The sequence below is a fragment of the Mucilaginibacter lappiensis genome (assembly GCF_050433765.1).
Lineage (GTDB): Bacteria > Bacteroidota > Bacteroidia > Sphingobacteriales > Sphingobacteriaceae > Mucilaginibacter > Mucilaginibacter lappiensis_A.
In genome coordinates, this window is sequence record NZ_JBNPWP010000008.1 from 87,502 (window position 1) to 111,245 (window position 23,744).

The following is a 23,744-nucleotide window of genomic DNA, read 5'->3' on the forward strand; positions in this document are numbered from 1 at the left end:
TTTACAGAGATGAAAAAAATAAAAATATATATAACAGCTTTTGGTACCATACTTTTATTAGGGGCCTGTAATAAGCAATTAAATCTAAACCCATCCAATCAAATAGAGGCCGATAAGGCAATACTTACGGCCACAGATGTGCAAAGCACGCTTATAGGTGCCTATAACCGTATGAGCCTTAGTGACTTGTATGGTGGCAGAGTGTTTCTGGAGCCCGACCTTATGGCTACACAGTCGGTTGTTGATTGGTCTGGTACTTTTCAGGGTTTAACTCAAATGGTAAGTCAGGAAATCCCTATTGATAATACTTTTGTTAACTCCATATGGCTTGATGGTTACCGCGTTATTAACCAAACTAATAATGTTTTGGCTAATTTAGATAAGGTTGCTGCCGGTGATAAAAATTCGACCGAAGGACAGGCCAAATTTTTAAGAGGGCTTGTTTACTTTGAAATGGTAAGGCTGTTTGGAAAATCATGGAATGATGGTAACCCAACTGTTAATTTAGGTGTTCCTATCGTGTTAACTCCTACATCAGTTATCAATTCATCATCGTATCCTTCCAGATCAACTGTAAGCCAGGTTTATCAACAGGCTATAGCTGACCTTACCGATGCTGAAACTAAATTAGGTAAAGGTGTTACCTTTTTCGCAAACAGCTATGCCGCTTCGGCTATATTGGCAAGGCTTTACCTACAGCAAGGTGAGTATGCAAAGGCTGCTACCGAGGCAACAAAGGTTATTAGTTCCAACGCGTATTCATTAGTGGCGGTTTATACGGACGAATTTCCTTTTCCAAATCAATCGGCGGTACACGTTGATAATACAACCGAGGATATTTTTGCTATTCAGTTAACCAGCCAGTTAGGAACAGGGGTTTCTAACGAGTTGAACACCTTTTATGCATCGTCTGAATTTGGCGGGAGGGGTGATATAACGATAAAAGAAAGTTTTTTAAATCAGTTTAGCAATGGCGACACTCGTTTAGATATATACAATGAAGACTCCGATGGTAACTTAAGGTGCGATAAATTTGATAATTTATATGGCAATGTACGCATAATACGCCTTGCTGAATTATATTTAATTCGTGCGGAAGCCAACCTGCGTTTGGGGACAAGCACGGGAGCCCAACCGATTGCAGATATTAACGTGATCAGAAAACGCGCTGGTATTGCCAACTACGTACCACCAGTTAACCCGGATCCTACGAAAGTAATAGCAGCTAACATTGCCGAAGTGCTGAAGCAAAGGGTATTAGAGCTTGCATTTGAAGGGGGCTTCTTTTTTCATGACGCCAAACGTTTAAAACAAAAGGTTGGCCCATCAGAGTTTGATGCTACAAACGTGGTATTTCCTATTCCGCAAACAGAAACAAACGCCAATAAAAATCTAAAACAAAACGATGGTTATTAATTAAACCCATCATAAGTTAAGCCCCGGCACCAGTAATGGTGCCGGGGCTTTTGTTTATCTGAAGTTCTTAAATGCTGCTCAAATTGTATGTGGTTTTGGATGCCATGATGCGAGCGTAGCGTAGCAACCGACCATAGGGAGCTCATAGGATAGGTAACGAACTCTGCTTGTATAACCTGCATGATAAGATTGCTTCGTTAGCAATCACATGTTTGTTAACTGCGATAATTGAAGCACGTAGCGGGTAATAACGAAGGATCTAATGGTTAGGGTAGTATGCACCATTTATATACTTCGCTTAGCATCGGTTAAAAACAAAAAAGGCCGTTCAACTACTGAACGGCCTTTTTATATAAATAAAGAGTTTTTATTTTGATTTATAAGCCCTGGCTTTTTTAATGCTGTAATGCGGCTTGCCTGTAGGGTAAATTTCTGGCGCGCCAACCAACGTCATAGCGCAGCGGAAACCAACTTCGGCGCTTGCCTCATCCTGGTCCATAAAGCGGCGGGTTGATGGGTTTAACCAATAAGCCATATCATTCCATGAACCACCTTTGTAAACTTTTGAATGGTTGTTAACCAAAGTGGTGGTACCATATAGTGCCATATTAACGGTGTCTTTTTCGCCCCTCATATCGGCGTTAAAAGCTTTTCCGGAGTTTTTAGCCGAGAGCGGATTATTCGGATTAACCGCCGCATTACCGTTAGCAGGAGCGGCTGCAGCAACTGAGTCGGCGCTTTGCCCTTGTAAGGCTAAAAGTTCACTGTATTTTAATTTTTTATTTGATTTTGCAGGATCCTTAATGGGGCGGCCATATTTATCCTTGGCGTAAAGTCCCTTTGTAGGATCGGCTAAACGTTTGTTGGTATACTCATTACCGCGAAAAGGGTTAAAATCATCAAACTCCTCAAATGAGGTTTGGCGATAGGTATCGGCTACCCATTCATTCACGTTACCTGCCATATTATATAAACCAAAATCATTTGGCGCGTATGACCTTACCGGAGCGGTAATGTCGGCCTTATCATTCAGGTATCCACCCACACCGGCATTATCACCATTACCACGTTTAAAGTTAGCCATGATTAAACCACGGGTTTTGCTTTTGGCCGAACGTACGCCTAAGCCATTCCATGGATACAATTTACCATCGTCAATATTTTCAAACTGGGTATTACCGGCCAAAGCCAAAGCTGCGTATTCCCACTCGGCTTCTGAGGGCAGGCGATAACCTTGCTTCAATATACCATCTTCCATACGTACCGGTCTTACAGGCTTACCGCCTTTACCGGTACCCGGCTGTGCATTAGGACTTAGATCTGGCATCATCTTTTTACCGTCAATTCCGGCACCTTTCATTTGGCCGTTAAGGTAAATGTCGGTATTAAATGGTTGTGCCGATGCCGTTGCCGGGGCAGCCGCAGCCGCGCCTTTTTTGCCGCCACCATTTAAGTCTTTCCAGGATACCATTCTGCCCGACTCACGTAAAATATTCTCATTGGTACGATCGGTGCGCCATTGGCAGTAATCCTGGGCCTGGTCCCACGTTATACCTACAACAGGATAATCCTGGAATGCAGGGTGGCGCAGGTAATTATCTACATAGGGTTCATTATATGATAGCGCTTTACGCCATACCAGCGTATCGGGTAACGCATCATAATATAATTCACGATCCTGAGGGAAGGTGATGGCGGTCCAGTGCAGGTAATCAAGCCAATCCTGGTTTGATACCTCGGTTTCATCCATATAAAATGAAGGAACGGTTACCCGGCGGCGCACATTATTATAATCATAAGTAACATCCTGGTCTGCACTACCTCCCATTACAAAAGTACCGCCCTCAATAGGCACCAAACCCGGTCCCGGAGCTGGGTGGGTTTGTCTGAAGCGCACATAACCACCATTGGTTTTGTCGTTATATGTGATTCCGGTTTTTTGCGACTGTTCGTGTTTACTGCAGCTGCTCATCACGGCGCCTACAGCCAACATCACTAAAGCAGTTTTAGTAAAAAGTATTTTCATATTTTTACAGTTATATTTAGAGGTAAATTTAGAAAAAAATGGCTATAATGCTAATATTCATTAACCATTATTAAAAATAAATCAAACTATTATCTCGCATTTGAACGAAAAAATGATGAAATTAGTTGCATTGGATTGCTTTTTTGATTGAGCAACTCTTCAAACAGTTCCTTGAAAAATCCAAAGTGAATTTTGAGTGTATCTATATATCAATTAAATTATTAAAGTTAAATTGCACCCAATGAACTTTTTTACCTTTCGCTGTATTGTTTATTCCGTGCTGTTTTTATTGCCGTTTGCAGGCATTGCACAAACCTCTGGCACAAACCCAAATGGAAGTAATATTAATGCAATACCGGTACAGGTACAATTTCTGAACATCGCTCCTGACTCGCGCGCGGGTGGCATGGGTGAAGCCGGCGTAGCTACATCACCTGATGTTAATGCTAACTACTGGAATCCCTCAAAACTGGCTTTTTTAGAAAGTAATGATGCCTTGTCAGTATCATACAGTCCATGGTTAAGGCACCTGGTACCCGATATCAGCCTGTCATACCTGAGTTATGCACATAAATTAAATGATCGTAATACTTTAGGTGCATCCCTGCGTTACTTTAATTACGGCTCCGTACAATTAACTGATGATCTATCCAATAATCTTGGTACATATACACCTAACGAATTTTCACTGGATGGTTCTTTTGCGCGTAAATTTGGCGAAAACCTATCATTGGGCTTAACGCTGCGCTATATACATTCCAATATATCAAGCATCTCCTATTCGCAGGGATCTGGTCAGGTTAGCAAAGCCGGTAACGCGGTTGCTGCCGATGTTTCTTTATACTATAAAAAGCCTTACGGCATTGATAACCTTTTTGCCTTTGGTGTGCACGTATCAAACATTGGTACAAAAATAAGCTATAGCGATGTAGAGCCCGGCTACTTTTTGCCGGCCAATTTAAAGATTGGTGCCGCCAACACCTGGAACCTTGATGAAACCAACCAGCTTACTGTTACCCTTGATCTGAATAAGCTATTGGTACCCACCGGGCGCGATTCAACAGGCGTTATAAGTGATATTTCGGTGCCATCAGGTATTTTCAGATCTTTTACCGATGCCAGGGGCGGATTTAGCGAAGAGCTTAAGGAAATAAGCCTTTCGCCAGGTATAGAGTACTGGTATAATCAGCAGTTTGCCTTTAGGGCTGGGTATTTTTATGAAAACCCCTCAAAAGGCGACAGGCATTACCTAACCCTGGGTGTAGGTATGAAGTATGATATTTTTAATTTTGATTTTTCGTATCTGGCTGCCAGCCAGCAAAACAGCCCTTTGGCCAATACGCTGCGCTTTACCTTGTCGGCAAACTTTGGCGGTACAACAAATGTGAGTAAACGGTAATGGGTAAAATAAAGGTAGGTTTTGGGTTTGATGTACATCAGTTAAAAGAGCAGCATCCATTTGTTTTAGGCGGCGTAAATTTAGAGCACCATTCAGGAGCCTTCGGACACTCTGATGCCGATGTATTACTACATGCCATTTGCGATGCCTTGCTGGGTGCCGCCAATTTACGCGATATCGGCTTTCATTTTTCAAACACCGATAACCGGTGGAAAGGCATAAGCAGCCTGGTGTTACTGCAGCATGTGGTAGTGCTTATAAAAGAAAAAGGGTTTAGTATAGGCAATATTGATGCCATGGTATGCCTGGAAGCACCAAAGATAAACCCGCATATACCGGCCATGAAAACACAAATTGCCGCCGCCGCCTCCATAAGCGAGGATGATATATCCATCAAAGCTACTACTAACGAACAATTAGGTTTTATTGGCCGGGAAGAAGGTGTAGTGGCCTATGCGGTTTGTTTGATTGAAAGGGATTGATTTTAAATTGCCTGCCGCTTCCCAATTTTTAAAGCTAAAAAATAGCGTCATTGCGAGGAACGAAGCAATCCCCGATAAGCAGAGGGACTCTGTATAGCATAGAGATTGCTTCGTTCCTCGCAATGACGTGATGGTTTTGTAAGAATATTATATTATTAACCTTACACCTGACTTTCCTTCTCTTTTTCAACCTTAACGTTTCCGGTACGTTTTAATACGCCCCAACCGCTCAGCTCGCCTTTTAAGGCTTTCCTGATCGATTTAAACAGTACATAATACATAAGCTGACGCCACATGAAACGCTGCGGTATAATGTAGATAAGCTTCTTATAATTCTCTTTTTCCATCTTGAAGGCAATGATGCCCACGATGAAATCAATCAAAACAAAGGCTAAATAATAGAATAGCATTTTTTCGGGCTTGGCACCAAACAGGGCAAATATCATCATCAGATCGGCCAGCGGCGAAAACAGGGGTAATATGATCTGGAAGATGAGGATATTAGGCATGCCCACCATCCCAAAAAACTTATATTTTTTATTGAACAGCGCGTCGCGGTTTTTCCAGAAACTTTGTATTACGCCAAAACTCCAGCGGAAACGTTGTTTCAATAGCATATTAACGGTTTCAGGGGCCTCGGTATAAGCTATGGCTTCGGCACAGTTCTTAATGATATAACCCTGTTTTAATATGCGCATGGTAAGGTCGCAATCTTCGGCAAGGGTATCATAGGTAAAGCCCCCGGCTTTAAAAATTGCCGATTTCCTGAACGCGCCTATCGCGCCTGGCACCACGGTAATGCTGTTGATAAGATCAAAGGCGCGGCGGTCCATATTTTGGGCCGTAATATACTCAATTGATTGCCAGCGCGTAATGATATTGGTTTCGTTACCTACTTTTACCGTACCTGCCACTGCGCCAATTTCATCATCAGTAAAATAGGTCATTAAGTGATAAATAGCATCTGTTTTTAGCTGTGTATCGGCATCAATACAAACCACAAAATCGTTTTGGGCATGGGTAATACCGAAGTTAAGGGCCGATGCCTTACCGCCATTGGGTTTGGTTAATATTTTAACCAGCGGATTACCGGCATAAGCAGCGGTAACCACTTCAAATGTTTTATCTTTTGATCCATCATCAACAAAAATGATCTCGAAGGATGGGTATTCGGTTTTTAATAAACTTTGTATGGTTGCAACAGCGTTCACCTCTTCGTTATAGGCAGGTACAATGATACTTACCGGCGGCAACGGAATATCGTTGCCCCGTAATTTTATCATCTTTTTATTTTCGCCATGCTGCCTTACTGCCAGTATGCCAATTAAAACAATACGGCCAATGGCCAGGAAAATAGCCGATAAAAATACGTAGATCAATATCCAGTTAATATAAAAATAGCCATGTACAAATACATCATACATAGGCCCTAATATGCCGCTGTTGGGGTCGTTCTTTATTGGCGGCATCAAATCGGCCTTGGTTTTGCCCAGTACATCGGCAATGGTTGTAAACTTGTAACCGTGCGATTTAAAGTAATGTATAATTGCGGGCAGAGCCTTTACCGTTTCTTCGCGGGTATCACCGCCGGCATCATGCAGTAATATCATGGAACCATTATCCTTTTGCCTGATGGTGCGTGCTATAATACTATCAGCCGTTACACCGGGCTGCCAGTCCCAGGGGTCAATTGATTCGCCAATGGTGATATAGCTTTGCCTGCGGCTTTCAGCAACCGGTATAACCTCTGCAAGCGTTTGGGGCTCGGCATCAGCATTAAACGGTGGTCTGAACAATATGGTGCTGCGCCCGGTTATCGATTCAATGAGCTTGCGCGTGGCATTAAGCTCCAGTACAACACGGTCAAGGCTTATGGTTGAAATATCCGGATGGAAAAAGGTATGGTTACCAATTTCATAACCTTCTTCATATATCCGGCGCACTATCTGCATGTTCTTTTCGGCCATTGAGCCTACCACGAAAAAGGCTGCCGGTACGTTTTCTTTTTTTAATATATCTAAAATACGTGGGGTAAAGTCTGGATCAGGGCCATCATCAAAAGTTAAAACCAGCTTTTTAGGTGCATACCCATAGCGGCGTATCACATATTTTGTGGGCAGTTTAATATATTGCTGGTCGGTTATGGTAAAATTGCTGGTATCCAGTTTTACGTTTATTTCGCCTGTTGTAGGGGTGGTGATCAGGTCAAGCACTTCACCATCGCCATCATAATCAACATTTACACGGTTATTTAAACCTACGGTAGTTAATTTTTTGATATCGACACCGGTTTTCCTCAAAGAGTCGATAGACAGATTTTTTTGGAAATATGACCACAAACGCGGATCCTCGGCACCCAGGCGCCATAGTGCCACTCCACCCGTTGCCCAATCGTCGGCCATGCGGATCACGTTAAAATTGGTAGCGGCATCGGTAAAGTAAATGGAATGCTGCAGGCTATCCTGATCGAGATATTTGAAATGCAAATTAGCCGACATCGGATCAAATACAATTTTGCTTTTTTTCTCCTGCGCCGTGCTGATGGCCTGTTGGTAGCCTATCGATTTACCTACGCTGTTTTCGGGCCAGTCATAAGCGCCGCCTGCAAAAGTTAAGATGATCTTCTCGCTTGGTACTTTGGTGCACACATCGTCCAGTATCTGTTCAACCCAATGCTGGTTAGAAAGATCACCGGCATTGCTTGATTCGTTATGCTCATCAATGGCCATAACAAACAGAAAATCATTAAAATGCTGCAGCTTAACAAGATCATAAGCTTCGTCTTCGGGTACCACGTTTTGGGTTACCAAAAAGTTTTTCTCATGCAGAACGGTGTAAAGCTCCTGCAAGAATGTCATATAGTTTTTGCCGTTCCTGTCTTTAACATCGTCAAAATCAACATTTATGCCTTTAAATTTATATTTGTTGAGTGCATTTACAATGCTGTTAATAAAGTTTGTGCGAAGCCTTTTGTTTTTAATAATACGCTCAACATCCTTAGTATCGTAACCACCACTTGTATTGTTATAATTAACATAGTTGGAGAGCGTGATTAATACAGGCTTGTTGAGTTTTTTATTAAGATTGATAAGGCCGGTATCTATTTTGGTAACAACGGTATCAACTCCGGGTGTGATTGAAAAACCCTCACTTACTACCATATCCAGTCGGGATAAATTGGTAACCAATGAATTATAGGCCTGTGGCTCCCAGGCACGGTAAAACGCGGCGTTTATACGATCTTTATTGTTGGGGTGTTTTTGCTGGTGCAAGCTCCTTGCACGCTCCATCGCCTCTATCTCAGACTTTTGTATATTGAAGTACTTGAACCTGGTTGATTTTTTTAACTGGTCAAGCTCTTCTTTCGACATTTTTTTGGGAGCCGGATTCAGATTTGGCAGATCAGGGTAATAAGTTGATTTAACAGTAACTATTACGGCTATTATTCCAATAACAAGTACTGCAAGAAGTACGCGGCTTAGCCACTTGAATTTATTCCATCTACCCGGTGAGTCGGCCTGAAAAACTTGCTTGTTTGAAGACATTAAGTGATTTTACTTTTATTTAAAAGTATTAATTACAGATGAAGATTTAATGAATGGTAATGCAGGTTATTTATGTGCTTTCCCCGTTTCGATACCAGAAAAATCAACACCGCATTTACAATTACCGCCGCATCCCTTTTTTGCAGTTATGCTTTTATACATCATTCGACCGATGTAAAAAATTGCAGCAGCAAAAAGAATTATTACAATTATGGCCTGGATATTCATGTTGCAAAAATACTACATTTTTAATATATACGTACAGACGCATTTAATAGTATAAAGTTTAACGCGGTATAAAGGCAATTGTTCCGCCTACCCAATCAAAATCTTTATTATATCGCACCCCTATCATTTTACCGCGGCTAAGCCTGGCCAGGTTAATGGCCAATGTAGGCTTTGTATCGCCATCGGGCCATAAATACAACAGGCGTATCTCGGCTTTTACACCACCATCCGGAGCCTGTATCACTGGTTCGTAATTTACCTTTTGTTGTAATATCCAGTTTTCAGGATCCTGAATGTTCTTAATGTCATTTTCGGTAACATCAATGATCACGCCCTGCCCTGCAAATGAGAACAAAGGTTTAAGCACATAGTTTTCCAGATCGGCAGGTATTTGTTTTAATAGGTGCAAAAATTGTGTTTTAGGTATGTAATTGCCGCTTAAATAGGGCATGGTGAATTTGCTGATGCGGTAAAACCAGTTAGGGTGGGTTATCCACTCTACGTCAAGCTGCTGGCGTATATCAACCACCTGATCAAAAATGGTGTCGTCGCCATCAATCTCGTCAAATATCAGTCTGTTGTAAATGCGCCGGACGCGTTTTTTTTCGCCATTGACCTTATAAAAAAGCTGTTTATCTTCCTGCTGCAAATCGCTAAGGGAAACAACCGGAATGCCCAGGTATTGCTGGGTAATATAAAAATCGACTACTGTTTTTTGTTCGGGGGCGTTTACATCCATTAGTACTACCTCATGGGGTTGATATGGGCCAAGGATGGTTTTTTTAAGCAGATCAAGATACGAATTCCTGTCAAGCCCATTAAAATAGATGGATTTATCGGTATCAATGTCAAAAATTTCCCGATAGGTATCACCCAAATGAACCTGGAAGCCATATAATGAAGGAAAGCCCTGCAGCTCGATCAGTTTGGGGACTATCTGCCCGTCGGCATCTTTACAGATCCCAAAATCAAGCGCGATAAAATGCGGATTATCGTTCTCATTAGCTACCCGCCACTTATCAGGGATTGCGCGTTCTGTTAACTCTTTAAAGCCGGGTTGTAAAATGGTATCAATAATATTGTCGCCGGCGGTTATCAGTTTATCCCTAAAGTCGGCGGTCAAAAAAACCGGCGTTTCGGCCACGCGAAATTGTACGGGGCTGTGCAAACCATCATTAAGCCGGTTTAAAAAAGCCTGATACTTTTGGATGGTAAAATTTTGGTTAAATGTTTTTCTGGCTGATGGGTTCATTGGCAACAGGTGTTAAACAAACTTAACCAATTTGATTTAATTTTATCCTTTGTCTTTTATCCGTCTGTGCTTCCTCCTAAAAATCTGCATAATATTTCATTAATTTGCTTCGTCAATTAAAACCTGGCAGTACCATTTTTATTTGTTGATGTATAAGCAAAAGAATAAGATCACAGTTGTTGGCGGAGGGAGCTGGGCTACAGCCAATATTAAAATGCTGGCTGATAATACTACAGAAAAGGAAATTTTTTGGTGGATGAGGAATGCGCAGACGGTTGAACACCTGCATAAATTTGGGCATAATCCTAATTACTTAAGCTCTGTTGAAATAAAACTACCCCCGCAAAATATCTCGGGCAATTTAAAGGAACTTATACAGCTTGCCGATATTGTATTGCTTAATGTACCCGCTGCATTTTTAAAGGAAGCCTTAGCAAGTATAACCCCTGCCGACCTTGCTGGTAAAAAAGTGGTATCGGCTATTAAAGGGATAGTACCCGACGAAAACTTAATTATAGGCGAATTTTTAAACCAAAAAATGGGCGTTTCGTTTGATGATTTTATGGTGATCAGCGGGCCATGCCATGCCGAAGAGGTGGCGCTCGAAAAACTATCGTACCTTACCATTGCCTCGCGCGATACGGCACTGGCTGCCGAGTTTGCGGGAATGATTAACACCCGCTATATTAAAACCATTGTATCTGATGATATTTACGGTACCGAGTATGGCGCGGTTTTAAAAAATGTATACGCCATTGCCAGTGGTATTTGTCATGGTGTTGGTTATGGCGATAATTTTCAGGCGGTACTGATATCAAATGCCATACGTGAGCTGGAAAGATTTGTTGATGTTGTTCACCCGATAAACAGGGACATTAAGGAATCGGCTTACCTTGGCGACCTGTTGGTTACTGCTTACTCGCAATTTAGCCGTAACCGTACGTTTGGCAACATGATAGGTAAGGGCTACACGGTAACATCGGCCCAACTGGAAATGAATATGATAGCCGAAGGATACTATGCAGTAAATTGCCTACATCAGGTGAATAAAAAGTACAACGTGAACATGCCTATTTGCGATGCTGTTTATGCTATTTTGTACCAGAAAAGCTCACCGGCATTTGAAATGAAGAATTTGGCAGAAAAATTGAGCTGATTATTGAAAAATAAACTTAATTACAGCCTCTTATGAAAAATTTATTCAAAATTGCCATGCTTGCAGCCGGTACATTTATAATATCGCCAAGCTTTGCACAAACACACAAGGATTCAACCCTGGGTCATAAAATAGGTAACACCGCAAAAAAGGTAGGCCATAAAACATCAGAGATAGCAGCCAAAGGCGCATCAGGTGTAGTTGATAAAAAATATGCAGGTAAAGTTGGCCCGGGCGGTCAAACCATTTATATTGATAAGAATTCTTATTATTATTACATCAACAAAAAGGGCAACAGGGTATATGTTAAAAAAGCGAATTTGATAGATAAACCCGCCAAACAATAATAGTTAATTCAATGGCGCCGGCTACGGGCGTAAAAAATGCATTATGAAAAAAAACGCTTTAATAGTCCCGATAGTTGCATTGGTATTACTGGCCTTTGCATGTAATACAGAACCGGAGCACCAGGTTAATAAAAAACTGGTTGGTAAATGGCAATCAAAAGATGGTAATACCAAGCTTGAAATAACTGATAAAGGTTTCACCATGGATGATGGCAAACCGCTTACCGAGGATTATTTTGTAAATAACGATACCATTTTTACATCATACCAGGGTAGCAGGCCGTTTACAAAATTCCTGATCAAAGATCTGGACGACCATAAGCTTACGCTATTTTACCCCGACTCAGATCTTGTTGAATTTTCGCGTTAAAAACAAAAGCCTTCAGGCTGCTGGCGGCAGTTGAAGGCTTTGTTAACAAAACTAAACTAAAACTAATGCTTCTTACCACGGAAGCTTCATGAAAACTATCTTTTAAAGTCTTAAGTTCTTAGTCTCCAGTCAAAAGTTTTTATGACTTTGGACTGGAGACTCAAGACTTTTTATATTAGAATCTTTTGCGACGTTCGGGACGATCTTCACGGCGTTTGCCAGAGAAATCACGGAAACCACCACCGCCACCGGCAGCATTGCTTCTTTCGCCACCGCGATATCCTCCGCCTTCACGACGTTCGCCACCACGGTAACCACCGCCACCTTCGCGACGTTCGCCACCACGGTAACCGCCTTCACGACGTTCGCCGCCACCACGGTTATCACTGGTGCCTTCGCCAGATACTTCTATCCTTACAGGGCGACCTTTAAATTCAATTTCTTTAAAGTTGGTCATTACTTTTTCTACTTCCTCATTTGGAACTTCGAAAAATGAATAAACACCCTTAACATCTATTTTACCAACGGTACGACCGCTTATTTTGGTAGTGTTGCAAATGTAACCCAACAGATCGCCGCGGTTAAATTCATCAACAGAACCCAGGTTTATAAATAAACGGGTATAAGCAGATGGTCCGCTTGATGCACCGCGTTCATGACGGTCATCAGATCTTTCGCGACGGCCTTCCTCCATACTTGCGTTCAAGTCAGGAGCGTTTTTGTAATAATCAAGGAAACGGTTAAATTCAATTGAAGCAAAACGCTTAATGAAATCTTCCTTGGTCATATCCTTAAACTCTTCCATTATACGGGGCAGGTATTGCTCAATTTGCTCTTCATTCACCTGTACATTATGTACTTTATGAACAATAGAGAATAATTGTTTTTCGCAAACATCAAACCCTGTTGGTATTTCGGCTTTAACAAAACGCTTGCCTAAGCCACGCTCTATCTGGCGTATTTTACCTAATTCTTTAGCGTTGATGATAGAGATAGATACACCAGTTTTACCGGCACGGGCTGTACGGCCGCTACGGTGGGTGTAATTCTCAACCTCATCAGGCAATGAGTAGTTAATAACGTGTGTAACATCATTAACATCAATACCACGTGCGGCAACATCAGTAGCAATTAATAATTGCAGGTTGCGCTCACGGTAACGTTTCATTACCTTATCGCGTTGTTGTTGTGACAGGTCACCATGTAAAGAATCGGCATTGTAACCGTCTTTGATCAGGGCCTCTGCAATATCCTGAGTTTCAATTTTAGTACGGCAAAATACGATACCAAAAATATCAGGGTTAAAATCAACAATGCGTTTAAATGCGGCATACTTATCACGGGCACGTACTATATAGTATTCGTGCTCAATGTTGGCATTACCGGTGTTTTTTGTTCCCATGGTAAGCTCAAACGGCTCATTCATGTACTTTTTCGCTATACGGCGAACTTCAGTAGGCATGGTGGCCGAGAATAACCAGGTTTTTTTCTCATCGGGTGTGGTAGATAGGATACTGTCAATATCTTCCTGAAAGCCCATGTTGAGCATTTCATCAGCTTCATCCAATACTACGTACTTCACCTTCGAAAAATCTATCGCCTTGCGGTTGATGATATCAAGCATACGGCCTGGTGTGGCCACAACGATCTGTACACCGCGTTTTATCTGGCGTAACTGATCCATAATACTTGCACCACCATAAACGGCAACAACGTTAACGTTGCCCATTTTTTTGGCGTAATTTTTAATGTCGTTTGTAATCTGTAAGCAAAGCTCACGTGTTGGGCATAAAACAAGTGCCTGTGGATGATTTTCTTCGAAATCCAACAGCTCTAATAATGGTAGGCCAAAGGCAGCAGTCTTACCGGTCCCGGTTTGGGCTAATCCGACAAAATCGTTGCTGCCTGTTAACAATACCGGAATTGACTGTTCCTGGATTGGCGTTGGGTTTTCAAACCCTAACTCAGAGATGGCATTAACAATATCATGACGGATTCCCAGTTCAATAAATGGGTTCATGAATTAAAATAACGAATTTGGCAACATCGCCAAATCGGGCGCAAAGATAGCTACTTTAATTTTAAATTCCAATAGGGTATATTGCTTATTGTAATTATGGAATTTTATGGGTTAAAAAACTTGTGTTTTTTATGGTATTGATATCTTTTGTTGTTCAAAACAGGCTTGCTATCAGCAACATGACATTAATGAAGTGTTTGCTTGTTAGATAAAACGGTAGGTGACGCATAGGTTCACCCGTTCATTGCTGCGCTTGGGCGCCCTCTCTTCGGTTTTGGCGGATACTACCATGTGTACATTCCTCGAAAACAGCCAACAGGATAATATGCTCCGTTAGCAGCTACCTGTAATAAAGTTGTTTTTTACCGCAGCCTATCTGCCGATTTGATCAGCTTTTCATCGCGCTGGATACTTTTTGCCGCCAGGATCAGGAGTACAATGCTTAATGAAGTAAGGAACAAGCCGATGCCCATGGTCCGGGAATCAAGCTGAACGCTGCCTACCGCGTTTTTAACCGTTTGGGCCATCCAAAAACTGTACCCAATTAATACCAGTATGGCGCTGTAGCAAAGCGCGATTTGCTGTTTGCGTTTTTTAAATAAAAATATAATAACCAACGGTATCAGGGCAACAATGGCGGTTACCGCTGTAAGGGCTGTAAAATGTTCGGTATATTTTTGTGCGCCGTCGGTATCCTGAAAAATGCCTGTAACCATAATACTTACGGGTTTATCGGCTACATAAACGTTATGTGCTAATGGAAAAAAGAAAAGAGCAAACAGCACAAGGCTGGCAAATAGCAAGTAAATGCTTTGTATTCGTTGCAGCATAATATTAAAATTATAATGGCAAATATAATTGTTTTAATTATTGCCGTGCGGCATTTTTATTGGGCAATGAATTTGCCTTGAATGATAATTATTGCCGTATATTTATAATTAATTTCTAATTAATAAACTTGGTTATGACCCAACCCCCAGCTAACAGCCTATCGCCGCAGGATGTGAAGTTTGAAGACGCGCACCTGAAAAAAATATTCCTGGAACATTTAAATAGTATTTATTGCGGCAAGCAGCACTTGATACATTTTTTTGAAGAGATTCAAGGTTTGTCAACCCTTAAGTTTTTAAAAAAAACCATACAGGAGTGCAGCGATGATGCCCAGGAACAATTGCAGCATCTGGATGGTATATTTAATTCCATTAATCAGGACCAATCAAAAATTAGTGTTTTAGGCATGAAAGCCATGACGCTCGAAGCCTATATATCGGCCATTAAGGCTGGTAAAACACCCATGGAGCGCGATGTTTTTATTGTTTTTTACCTGCAGTTAATTGAAGGTATTGAGGTTACCTATTTTAAGGTGTTGAAAAACCTGGCGAAGGCCATAGGTTATAGCAATACCTTTTTAGATAAACCCTTTAATCAAGCGGTTGAAGACAGGGTGATGTTTGAATCTATTTATAAAGAATATATAAGCGAACCGGCACCATAAGGGATGACTCACCCGGTCTTTGCTTCGCTCGACCACCCTCTCTTCGCCTGCGGCGGAAAGAGGGTTTAAATTCGATACATAAAAACTTTCTTTACCCCCTCTTTCCAGCGAAGCTGAAGAGAGGGCAACAAGCGCAGCGATGTCGGGGTGAGTTTAATCATTATGCCTGAATTTATAGTTTGACCAAATAATGAACACCCATACCCGGCATATTGCTAACTTTGCCGCGTGACGGATAAACAACGCTATTTTATTGAATTGGCTTATGATGGCACCAGCTATCATGGCTGGCAGATACAGCAAAATGCCGTAAGCGTACAGGAGGTATTGAATAAAGCCCTGGCTATTATTTTACGCCAGCCCGTTGAAACCGTCGGCTGCGGCCGTACAGATACCGGTGTACATGCCCGGGAGTTTTTCGCGCATTTTGATGTGGATGTCCGTAGTCCGTTGACTATAGACCATAGTGCAAGCGACAACCATGGACCATTGACTATGGACCATGGACTATCAACTATCGACTATGGACAAAAAGTTCGCGGCCTCAACGCCCTGCTGCCTCACGATATCGCCATAAAAAATATTATTCCGGTTCATGCGGATGCTCATGCGCGGTTTGATGCCACGCTGCGGTCATACCAGTACCATATCCATTTTAATAAAGACCCTTTTTTACGCGGGTACTCCTGGCAGGTTCGGGATGTGCCAGATATGGAATTGATGAACCAGGCTGCCGCGATGATCATGGAGTATATTGATTTTAGCTGTTTCAGTAAATCAAACACGCAGGTTAAAACCAATAATTGCAAAATAAGCAGGGCCGAGTGGGTAAAAACGGAACAAGGCATGGTTTTTCATATTTCGGCCGACAGGTTTCTGCGTAATATGGTAAGGGCCATTGTAGGTACGCTGATGATGGTTGGCAAACATGAAATGCCGCCCGAAGCCGTGCGCCAGATCATTGAAAGTAAAAATCGATCAAACGCGGGCATGAGTGTGCCGGCTTGCGGCTTGTATTTAACGGAGGTGAAGTACAGCCCCTAACCCTCTGAAGGGGGAACGATAATGTAAAGGAAATAAGACAATGATTTATAAATTAGTTGATAAATTAGCAAATCAAAAAACTCCCCCTTTAGGGGGCTGGGGGGCAAAATGTCTGAAATAACCGGAAAAGCGCTTGATTGGAAACTGTTAAAACGGGTGATGCATTATGTAAAACCGTATAATAGTACATTTGTAATAGCCGCATTTTTAACCATTTTTTTGGCGGTTAGCGCGTTGGCGCAGCCATTCCTTATTCAGCACACGTTGGATGTTGATATTCTGAATGATAATTATGACGGCCTTGTTTTTATGGTGGCGTTTATGATAGGGCAGCTCATTATTCAAACAGTGGCTCAATATTATCAAACTTATTTAACCAATGCGCTGGGTCAATCCGTGATCCGCGATCTGCGCATTGATATTTTTAATCATATCACCAGCCTGCGTCTTAAATATTTTGACCGTACACCTATCGGGATGCTCATTACCCGTACCGTGTCTGACTTGGAAACTATTGCCGATATTTTTTCTGAAGGATTGATCTCCATCATGGGCGATATGCTGCTCGTATTAGCGGTGATTGGCTTTATGCTGTACCAGGATTGGAAACTGGCCCTCATTACGCTAATCCCCATGCCGTTCCTGTTCGCATCGACCTACGTGTTTAAGGAGGCCATCAAATCATCTTTTCAGGAAGTGCGCACACAGGTGGCCCGTTTAAATACTTTTTTGGCCGAGCATATTTCGGGCATCAGCATTATACAGTTATTTGCCCGCGAAGACCAGGAAATGCGCAAGTTTAAAGCGGTTAACCAAAAATACAGGGATGCCAACATTCGCTCCAACTGGTACTACTCCATATTTTTTCCGGTTGTTGAAATTTTGTTTGCCATTTGTATGGGGTTGCTGGTTTGGTATGGTTGTAAACGGATGCTGTCTGATAGTCAGTTGGCGGCGCTCTCGGCAAGGCCGGGCGGCATTACCCCCGGTGTTATTACAGGCTTTATTGTATTGCTCAACATGCTTTTCAGACCGATACGCCAACTGGCAGATAAGTTTAATACCCTGCAAATGGGTATGGTGGGTGCCGACAGGATATTTAAAGTATTGGATACCGACGAAGTGGCCGCTGATACAGGTACAATAAACACAGGCAGGCTGCAGGGCGATATTGAGTTTGACAAAGTTTGGTTTGCTTATAACGACGAGAACTGGGTTTTAAAGAATATTAATTTCCGGGTAAAACCCGGCGAAACACTGGCTCTGGTGGGCGCTACCGGTGCAGGTAAATCATCAACCATAAATATACTGAACCGCTTTTATGAAATTGGTCAGGGCAATGTTAAGGTAGACGGTCATGATATACGCGAATACCAGGTTGAGTTTTTACGCTCACAAATTGCTACCGTTATTCAGGACGTATTTTTGTTTACTGATACCATTGCCAATAACATCAGCTTGAATAACCAGTCCATTACGCGCGAGCAGATTATAGCTGCAGCTAAAGATGTAGGTGCGCACGAATTTATTGAACGCCTGCCCGGCGGATATGATTATAATGTGATGGAAAGGGGCGCAACGCTTTCGGCAGGGCAATCGCAACTGATCTCATTTATCAGGGCCCTTATATATAACCCGGCAATTTTAGTTTTGGATGAGGCTACCTCATCTGTAGATACCGAAACCGAGATCCTGATACAAAACGCCATCAATAAACTGATGCAGGGCCGTACCGCCATTGTAATAGCTCACCGCTTATCGACCATACAAAATGCCGACAGGATCATTGTGCTTGACCACGGCGAGATCATGGAGAGTGGTACCCACCAGGAACTCCTGAAAATTGAGCACGGTCATTACCGCAAACTCTACGATCTGCAATTTAACTCGGCTGGGATAGCGAGGTGATTATAAAATTGTCATCCTGAATTTGTTTCAGGATCTCTCAGGACAAGTGACCAGTATGTTGTATAATTAGCATGTGGGATGCCGAAATAAATTCGGCATGACCTGTTTTAATATCACGGCTGTACTTTACCCTTTTCCATTCCTTTTTCCTTAGGCGGATCTTTAATCGGTTCAACTGGCTGCTCTTCTTTTTCGTGTTTTTTGGCAATGTCGCCGCCGTGAGGGGTATCGGCGTGGTATTGTTTATCCTCTTTTCGTATTTTACTTTTACCACCGTTATCCTGGGGTCTTTTGGTTGGTGTATCTGACGGTGATGGTTTGTCGGGTGAATTTGCTGGCTTTGTCATGTGTATTTAACAAAGGGATACGGGGATTTGTTTATTGTCTGAACCGGGATTAAGCGGATTAAGCAGATTCATTGGATTTTGGGGTTATTGTCTGAACCTGGATTAAGCGGATTTATCAGATTCATTGAATTTTGATTTGCATTACGGTTATTGTCTGAACCTGGATTAATTGGATTTATTAGATTCATTGGATTTTGATTTGCAAAAGGAGAAAAATCGTGGTTAATCCTTCAATCCGCTTAATCCTGGTTCAGACAAATAGTTCATACAATAGTTAATAAATGTTAAAACTACCGGTCTAATAAGCTATTAAACAATATTTATAACTAATAAACTTTTACCTTTAAGGCGGGTTTCTTAATTTCGCACAAATCCGGATGGGTGGTTGTGTATGAGCAGTATTAATCTCATATATCAAATCTCACATCTCATATCTATATAGAATGGAAGAATTTGAAGCAAGCGCATCGGCAAAAAAAACAAAAACCATATACGTATCTACCGTATTTGGTATTGCTATGGTATTAGTAATGATTGGGCTTTTAGGGCTCATACTGGTACATGCCAATAACCTGTCGCGCTATGTAAAAGAAAATATAGTGCTCAATATTTTTGTTGATGATGCCGCGCATGAAACCGATGTATTGCAATTGCAAAAACAATTGGATGCCAACATGATGGTGAAGCAAACCCAGTACGTAAGTAAAGAACTTGCCGCGCGCAACCTGCAAAAAGACCTTGGCGAGGATTTTGTGAAGTTTTTAGGATATAATCCACTATCACAATCGCTTGATGTTTATCTGAAGGCCGACTATGCTAACAATAAAGACATTGAAAAATTTAAAGCCGACCTGTTAAAAAATCCATTGGTTAAAGAAGTGAAATACCAGCAATCACTGGTTGATCAGATGAACCAGAATTTGGCTTCTATCAGTTTAATTATTTTAGTGTTCGCCGCCATATTTGTTGTACTATCAGTAGCGTTAATTAATAACACCATCAGGCTGGCTATTTACTCACAGCGCTTCCTGATCAAATCAATGCAGTTGGTAGGGGCTACTAAAGGATTTATCCGCAAGCCGTTTTTATTTTATGGCATATGGCACGGACTTTTAGGAGGCTTAATAGCCATTATTATATTAATCGGTACACTTTACCTGGGCTACAGACAAGTACCTGATCTGGTAATATTGCAAAACTATGCCGAGTTTGGCATTGTATTTTTAGCGGTTATTGGCATTGGGATATTTATTTCGGCCTTTAGCACCTTTTTAGCGGTCAACAAGTTTTTACGTTTAAAAATATACGATCTATATAGATAGTTGGAGATAAGGGATAAAGCGGAACGGTTTTAACAGGAAGCTTAATTCACTAACTCAATAATTCAATAATTAAAATATATGGCACAGCAAATTAAACCAGCCGCAACGGCTAAAACCACAACAAAAACAACCAGCAGCGAGCCTGTACAATTTATATTTGATAAAAGTAACTACAGGTTGCTGATCATCAGTGTTGCTGTGGTGGCTTTTGGCTTTGTATTAATGGCAGGTACAACTGATATTTACAGCACTACCAAAATTGTTATAGCTCCTATTGTAGTATTAGCAGGATTTGCATTAGGCTTTTTCGCGATATTAAAGAAGCCGGAAGTTAAGTAATTTGGTTGATTAAGTTGATTGGGAGCGTGGCTGATTGAGTTGAAAAGACTAATCAACCTGCTGATCCAAACCCAATCAACTTAATCCAGCTCAATCAACCAAATCTAATCCAACTCAATCCCCAATCTACCCCCAATGAATATCATCCACGTTATTATCCTTGCTATAATTGAAGGGATAACAGAATTTTTACCGGTATCGTCAACTGGCCACATGATTATTGCCTCATCCGTAATGGGCATAGCAGCCGATCCTTTTGTTAAGCTATTTACCATTGCCATACAGTTAGGCGCTATATTATCGGTTGTAGTATTGTATTACAAAAGGTTTTTACAATCGGTTAACTTTTACATAAAATTGCTGGTAGCTTTTATACCCGCGGCTATATTCGGCGTATTATTCAGCAAAAAAATAGATGCTTTTTTAGAGAGCGCGCTTACAGTAGGCATCACGATGTTTGTGGGTGGTATTATATTGTTGTTTGTTGATAAATGGTTTAACAAACCAACCGTAAAGGAAGAAAAAGACATCAGCTATTTAACGGCGCTTAAAATTGGTTTTTTCCAGTGTTTGGCCATGATCCCCGGTACATCACGTTCGGCAGCAAGTATTGTAGGTGGTATGGCGCAAAAGCTTACGCGCACAGCCGCGGCCGAGTTCTCTTTCTTTTTGGCAGTACCTACCATGTTTGCGGCAACCGCAAAAAAACTATACGATTTTCATAAAGAAAACCACGTATTTACAGGCGAAGAAATTAAACTGCTGGCCATTGGTAATGTAATAGCGTTTGTAGTAGCCATGCTGGCCATCAAAACATTCATTACCTTTTTAGAGCGTAAAGGCTTTGTAATATTTGGCTGGTATCGTATTGTTGTAGGCGCACTTATTATCGGGCTCATCTGGAGCGGGCATCCTTTGCAGATCGTTTAAATATTATTTTTTTAATCTGAACCATGATTTCCGGGATTAAAGGATTGAGGGATTTTTTCCCTTAAAATCGTGGTAATCTCTTAATCTGTTTAATCGTGGTTCAGACAAAGTCTTTAATCCCGGTTCCTGCAAATTCCCTACCTTTGCCCCAAATCCCGGGGATATCCGGTAAAAAGAATCCATATTGAAAAAAACTTATACCAAAATAGAAGAATTTGCCGAAGGACAGCTGCTGCTGGTTAACAAACCCTACAACTGGACAAGCTTTGATGTGGTAGGCAAAATTCGTAACTCCTTTAAGCCGCTTAAGTTAAAGGTGGGCCATGCCGGTACACTTGATCCGCTGGCTACAGGTTTGCTGATCATTTGCACCGGTAAAATGACCAAGCAGATAGATACTTTCCAGGCCGAAGAAAAGGAATACACAGGTACCATGATATTGGGCGCAACCACGCCATCATACGATATGGAGACCGAGCCTGATAAAAAGTTTGATACCAGCCAACTTACCGAAGAGCAGCTGCGTAATAACTGCGAACAGTTTATTGGCGACATACAGCAATATCCGCCGGCGCACTCAGCTATAAAAATTGATGGTGAACGCTTATATGAAAAGGCCCGCAGGGGCGAGGATGTAGAATTGCGTTTACGCAGTGTTACCATCAGCGCGTTTGAGTTAACCCGAATTGAACTGCCCGAAGTTGATTTCAGGGTAGTTTGTAGCAAGGGTACGTATATCAGGTCGCTGGTGAATGATTTTGGAGCTACGCTTAATAACGGGGCATACCTTTCAAAATTAAGGCGCACCCGCAGCGGTAATTACCGGGTAGATGATGCCTGGGAAGTGATGGAGCTGGTAAACATGATCAGGGGATTAAAGGTGGTGAACGAGCCGGCGGCAGAGTAAATACATTTCTGCGTCAAAATAATGTGCAGCTTCACCGTGGTCAACTAAAAAATTAACTTTGTGCTTTTACTCATAAAATGAGGATATATCATCATATTGACGAATTTACAGCGGTAAAAAATGCGGTAGTAACCATCGGTACATTTGATGGGGTGCATATTGGTCACCGTAAAATTATTTCGGGGATAAAGGAACTGGCGGATAGCATTGGTGGCGAAACCGTTATTTTAACCTTTTTTCCGCATCCGCGCATGATATTGCATCCCGAGGATGAAAGCCTGAAACTGATCACTACCATTACCGAAAAGGCTCAGTTAATGGAGCAATTAGGGGTTGATCATTTGATTATTACGCCATTTTCAAGAGATTTTTCAAACCAGACCGCCGAAGGTTACATTCGCGATGTGCTGGTTAATAAAATAGGAACCAAAAAAATTGTAATAGGTTACGATCACCGCTTTGGTAAAGACAGGCAAGGGGGCCTTAATGATCTGCTCAAACTTGGTCCCGTTTATGGTTTTGATGTAGTAGAAATACCTGAGCAGGACATCAATGAGGTGGCCATCAGTTCAACCCGTATCAGAAATGCTTTGTTAAGTGATAAAATTGATCTGGCTAATTCCTATTTGGGCTATCCATTTTTTATTACCGGCACCGTGATCCGTGGCGATCAGCTCGGCAGGCAGCTGGGTTATCCAACGGCAAATATTGTGGTAGAGGAAAAATATAAGCTTATCCCCGCCGATGGTATTTTTGCCGTAACTGTAAATGTGGCCGGCATTGAGCATAAAGGCATGGCCTATATTGGCAGCCGCCCAACGGTGAATGGCTTAACCCACAACATCGAGGTGAATATTTTTGATTTTGACCAGGAGATATATAACCAGCCCATCCGCATGGAATTTCACCACTATGTACGCGGCGATATCAAGTTTTCATCCCTTGATGAACTCAAAGTGCAGTTAGCAAAGGATAAGGAAGACGTGCTGGCGTTGTTGTAATAATTGCTTGAACCGGGATTTTTGGGATTAAGAGATTATAGGATTCTTTTTCTTGAAAATTGTGTTAATCCCTTAATCTGTTTAATCCCGGTTCAGACAAAGTCTTTAATCCCGGGTCATACAAACCATAAGAAACTCAAAACTCTTAACTAACTTCCCCAAGTTTTCAACTAAAACTGTACCTTTACCTGTCAATATGGCTCTGTTAAT

22 protein-coding genes are annotated in these 23,744 nt (G+C 41.7%); 14 read left to right on the plus strand and 8 right to left on the minus strand.

Going from position 1 to position 23,744, the window contains the following annotated elements; translation table 11 throughout:
- Positions 1-9 precede the first annotated feature (9 nt).
- Entirely contained in the window at positions 10-1,416 is a 1,407-nt protein-coding gene (locus M2273_RS22055; RefSeq protein ID WP_429399940.1) for a RagB/SusD family nutrient uptake outer membrane protein, read from the plus strand.
- Here the strand turns inward: M2273_RS22055 and M2273_RS22060 are convergent.
- Together M2273_RS22060 and M2273_RS22065 are read right to left on the minus strand one after the other, a co-directional pair.
- Positions 1,413-1,598: a hypothetical protein gene (locus M2273_RS22060; protein ID WP_429399941.1), complete on the minus strand. Its 186-nt coding sequence runs from the start codon at positions 1,596-1,598 to the stop codon at positions 1,413-1,415. The genes M2273_RS22055 and M2273_RS22060 overlap by 4 nt on opposite strands.
- Positions 1,599-1,783: 185 nt before the next feature.
- On the minus strand, positions 1,784-3,442 hold the full coding sequence (locus tag M2273_RS22065; protein WP_429399942.1) for an SUMF1/EgtB/PvdO family nonheme iron enzyme: 1,659 nt from the start codon (positions 3,440-3,442) through the stop codon (positions 1,784-1,786).
- A gap of 241 nt (positions 3,443-3,683) precedes the next feature.
- On the opposite strand from M2273_RS22065, the gene porV reads away from it, so the two are divergent.
- Together porV and ispF are read left to right on the plus strand one after the other, a co-directional pair.
- Positions 3,684-4,841 (plus strand): type IX secretion system outer membrane channel protein PorV, encoded by a 1,158-nt coding sequence (gene porV / locus M2273_RS22070; RefSeq protein WP_429399943.1) that lies wholly within the window; start codon positions 3,684-3,686, stop codon positions 4,839-4,841.
- The gene (ispF, locus tag M2273_RS22075) at positions 4,841-5,323 is read left to right on the plus strand and encodes a 2-C-methyl-D-erythritol 2,4-cyclodiphosphate synthase (protein WP_429399944.1); all 483 of its coding nucleotides are present in this window, start codon (positions 4,841-4,843) and stop codon (positions 5,321-5,323) included. The genes porV and ispF overlap by 1 nt, the downstream gene beginning before the upstream one ends.
- A gap of 161 nt (positions 5,324-5,484) precedes the next feature.
- Here the strand turns inward: ispF and M2273_RS22080 are convergent, their stop codons facing one another.
- From M2273_RS22080 to M2273_RS22090, 3 genes are all read right to left on the minus strand, one after another.
- Positions 5,485-8,868 (minus strand): glycosyltransferase, encoded by a 3,384-nt coding sequence (locus M2273_RS22080; RefSeq protein WP_429399945.1) that lies wholly within the window; start codon positions 8,866-8,868, stop codon positions 5,485-5,487.
- 66 nt (positions 8,869-8,934) lie between these two features.
- Positions 8,935-9,096 (minus strand): FeoB-associated Cys-rich membrane protein, encoded by a 162-nt coding sequence (locus M2273_RS22085; protein WP_429399946.1) that lies wholly within the window; start codon positions 9,094-9,096, stop codon positions 8,935-8,937.
- Between the two features lie 58 nt (positions 9,097-9,154).
- The gene (locus M2273_RS22090; RefSeq protein ID WP_429399947.1) at positions 9,155-10,348 is read right to left on the minus strand and encodes a hypothetical protein; all 1,194 of its coding nucleotides are present in this window, start codon (positions 10,346-10,348) and stop codon (positions 9,155-9,157) included.
- A 148-nt stretch (positions 10,349-10,496) separates the two neighbouring features.
- Between M2273_RS22090 and M2273_RS22095 the strand changes: the two genes are divergently transcribed.
- The 3 genes from M2273_RS22095 to M2273_RS22105 are packed head-to-tail and all read left to right on the plus strand — an operon-like array spanning position 10,497 to position 12,221.
- Positions 10,497-11,504: an NAD(P)H-dependent glycerol-3-phosphate dehydrogenase gene (locus tag M2273_RS22095; RefSeq protein ID WP_429399948.1), complete on the plus strand. Its 1,008-nt coding sequence runs from the start codon at positions 10,497-10,499 to the stop codon at positions 11,502-11,504.
- 32 nt (positions 11,505-11,536) lie between these two features.
- Complete coding sequence (locus M2273_RS22100) at positions 11,537-11,851, plus strand: hypothetical protein (protein WP_429399949.1); 315 nt, start codon at positions 11,537-11,539, stop codon at positions 11,849-11,851.
- Positions 11,852-11,894: 43 nt separating this feature from the next.
- Positions 11,895-12,221: a hypothetical protein gene (locus tag M2273_RS22105; RefSeq protein WP_429399950.1), complete on the plus strand. Its 327-nt coding sequence runs from the start codon at positions 11,895-11,897 to the stop codon at positions 12,219-12,221.
- Positions 12,222-12,396: 175 nt separating this feature from the next.
- Here the strand turns inward: M2273_RS22105 and M2273_RS22110 are convergent, their stop codons facing one another.
- Positions 12,397-14,241 carry a DEAD/DEAH box helicase gene (locus M2273_RS22110; protein ID WP_429399951.1) on the minus strand — a complete coding sequence of 615 codons (1,845 nt, stop codon included), beginning with the start codon at positions 14,239-14,241 and terminating at the stop codon, positions 12,397-12,399.
- Positions 14,242-14,603: 362 nt separating this feature from the next.
- Complete coding sequence (locus M2273_RS22115) at positions 14,604-15,071, minus strand: DUF4293 domain-containing protein (RefSeq protein ID WP_429399952.1); 468 nt, start codon at positions 15,069-15,071, stop codon at positions 14,604-14,606.
- Positions 15,072-15,205: 134 nt separating this feature from the next.
- Here M2273_RS22115 and M2273_RS22120 point away from each other — a divergent pair, with 134 nt between their 5' ends.
- The 3 genes from M2273_RS22120 (at position 15,206) to M2273_RS22130 (ending at position 18,688) form a co-directional block, all read left to right on the plus strand.
- On the plus strand, positions 15,206-15,736 hold the full coding sequence (locus tag M2273_RS22120) for a DUF892 family protein (protein WP_429399953.1): 531 nt from the start codon (positions 15,206-15,208) through the stop codon (positions 15,734-15,736).
- Between the two features lie 228 nt (positions 15,737-15,964).
- Positions 15,965-16,780 carry a tRNA pseudouridine(38-40) synthase TruA gene (gene truA, locus M2273_RS22125; protein ID WP_429399954.1) on the plus strand — a complete coding sequence of 272 codons (816 nt, stop codon included), beginning with the start codon at positions 15,965-15,967 and terminating at the stop codon, positions 16,778-16,780.
- A gap of 108 nt (positions 16,781-16,888) precedes the next feature.
- Entirely contained in the window at positions 16,889-18,688 is a 1,800-nt protein-coding gene (locus M2273_RS22130) for an ABC transporter ATP-binding protein (RefSeq protein ID WP_429399955.1), read from the plus strand.
- A 113-nt stretch (positions 18,689-18,801) separates the two neighbouring features.
- On the opposite strand, the gene M2273_RS22135 is transcribed toward M2273_RS22130, so the two are convergent.
- A complete protein-coding gene (locus tag M2273_RS22135) occupies positions 18,802-19,035 on the minus strand; it encodes a hypothetical protein (RefSeq protein ID WP_429399956.1) in 234 nt (77 codons plus the stop codon).
- A gap of 443 nt (positions 19,036-19,478) precedes the next feature.
- Here M2273_RS22135 and M2273_RS22140 point away from each other — a divergent pair, with 443 nt between their 5' ends.
- The 5 genes from M2273_RS22140 to M2273_RS22160 all read left to right on the plus strand — a co-directional run bounded on the left by M2273_RS22140 (position 19,479) and on the right by M2273_RS22160 (position 23,534).
- Entirely contained in the window at positions 19,479-20,357 is an 879-nt protein-coding gene (locus M2273_RS22140; RefSeq protein ID WP_429399957.1) for a cell division protein FtsX, read from the plus strand.
- A gap of 78 nt (positions 20,358-20,435) precedes the next feature.
- On the plus strand, positions 20,436-20,696 hold the full coding sequence (locus tag M2273_RS22145) for a DUF3098 domain-containing protein (RefSeq protein ID WP_429399958.1): 261 nt from the start codon (positions 20,436-20,438) through the stop codon (positions 20,694-20,696).
- Between the two features lie 135 nt (positions 20,697-20,831).
- On the plus strand, positions 20,832-21,626 hold the full coding sequence (locus tag M2273_RS22150; RefSeq protein ID WP_429399959.1) for an undecaprenyl-diphosphate phosphatase: 795 nt from the start codon (positions 20,832-20,834) through the stop codon (positions 21,624-21,626).
- A 184-nt stretch (positions 21,627-21,810) separates the two neighbouring features.
- Positions 21,811-22,533 (plus strand): tRNA pseudouridine(55) synthase TruB, encoded by a 723-nt coding sequence (gene truB, locus M2273_RS22155; protein WP_429399960.1) that lies wholly within the window; start codon positions 21,811-21,813, stop codon positions 22,531-22,533.
- Positions 22,534-22,610: 77 nt separating this feature from the next.
- On the plus strand, positions 22,611-23,534 hold the full coding sequence (locus M2273_RS22160) for a bifunctional riboflavin kinase/FAD synthetase (RefSeq protein ID WP_429399961.1): 924 nt from the start codon (positions 22,611-22,613) through the stop codon (positions 23,532-23,534).
- Positions 23,535-23,744: the final 210 nt, after the last annotated feature.

Coding starts and splice junctions, on each gene's coding strand:
- M2273_RS22095 (WP_429399948.1), top strand. CDS start 10,497: ATGTATAAGCAAAAGAATAAGATCACAGTTGTTGGCGGAGGGAGCTGG.
- M2273_RS22055 (WP_429399940.1), top strand. CDS start 10: ATGAAAAAAATAAAAATATATATAACAGCTTTTGGTACCATACTTTTA.
- M2273_RS22120 (WP_429399953.1), top strand. CDS start 15,206: ATGACCCAACCCCCAGCTAACAGCCTATCGCCGCAGGATGTGAAGTTT.
- M2273_RS22065 (WP_429399942.1), bottom strand. CDS start 3,442: ATGAAAATACTTTTTACTAAAACTGCTTTAGTGATGTTGGCTGTAGGC.
- M2273_RS22160 (WP_429399961.1), top strand. CDS start 22,611: ATGAGGATATATCATCATATTGACGAATTTACAGCGGTAAAAAATGCG.
- M2273_RS22080 (WP_429399945.1), bottom strand. CDS start 8,868: ATGTCTTCAAACAAGCAAGTTTTTCAGGCCGACTCACCGGGTAGATGG.
- M2273_RS22135 (WP_429399956.1), bottom strand. CDS start 19,035: ATGACAAAGCCAGCAAATTCACCCGACAAACCATCACCGTCAGATACA.
- M2273_RS22130 (WP_429399955.1), top strand. CDS start 16,889: ATGTCTGAAATAACCGGAAAAGCGCTTGATTGGAAACTGTTAAAACGG.
- M2273_RS22115 (WP_429399952.1), bottom strand. CDS start 15,071: ATGCTGCAACGAATACAAAGCATTTACTTGCTATTTGCCAGCCTTGTG.
- M2273_RS22110 (WP_429399951.1), bottom strand. CDS start 14,241: ATGAACCCATTTATTGAACTGGGAATCCGTCATGATATTGTTAATGCC.
- M2273_RS22090 (WP_429399947.1), bottom strand. CDS start 10,348: ATGAACCCATCAGCCAGAAAAACATTTAACCAAAATTTTACCATCCAA.
- ispF (WP_429399944.1), top strand. CDS start 4,841: ATGGGTAAAATAAAGGTAGGTTTTGGGTTTGATGTACATCAGTTAAAA.
- porV (WP_429399943.1), top strand. CDS start 3,684: ATGAACTTTTTTACCTTTCGCTGTATTGTTTATTCCGTGCTGTTTTTA.
- M2273_RS22145 (WP_429399958.1), top strand. CDS start 20,436: ATGGCACAGCAAATTAAACCAGCCGCAACGGCTAAAACCACAACAAAA.
- M2273_RS22140 (WP_429399957.1), top strand. CDS start 19,479: ATGGAAGAATTTGAAGCAAGCGCATCGGCAAAAAAAACAAAAACCATA.
- M2273_RS22100 (WP_429399949.1), top strand. CDS start 11,537: ATGAAAAATTTATTCAAAATTGCCATGCTTGCAGCCGGTACATTTATA.
- M2273_RS22150 (WP_429399959.1), top strand. CDS start 20,832: ATGAATATCATCCACGTTATTATCCTTGCTATAATTGAAGGGATAACA.
- M2273_RS22060 (WP_429399941.1), bottom strand. CDS start 1,598: ATGCAGGTTATACAAGCAGAGTTCGTTACCTATCCTATGAGCTCCCTA.
- M2273_RS22085 (WP_429399946.1), bottom strand. CDS start 9,096: ATGAATATCCAGGCCATAATTGTAATAATTCTTTTTGCTGCTGCAATT.
- M2273_RS22105 (WP_429399950.1), top strand. CDS start 11,895: ATGAAAAAAAACGCTTTAATAGTCCCGATAGTTGCATTGGTATTACTG.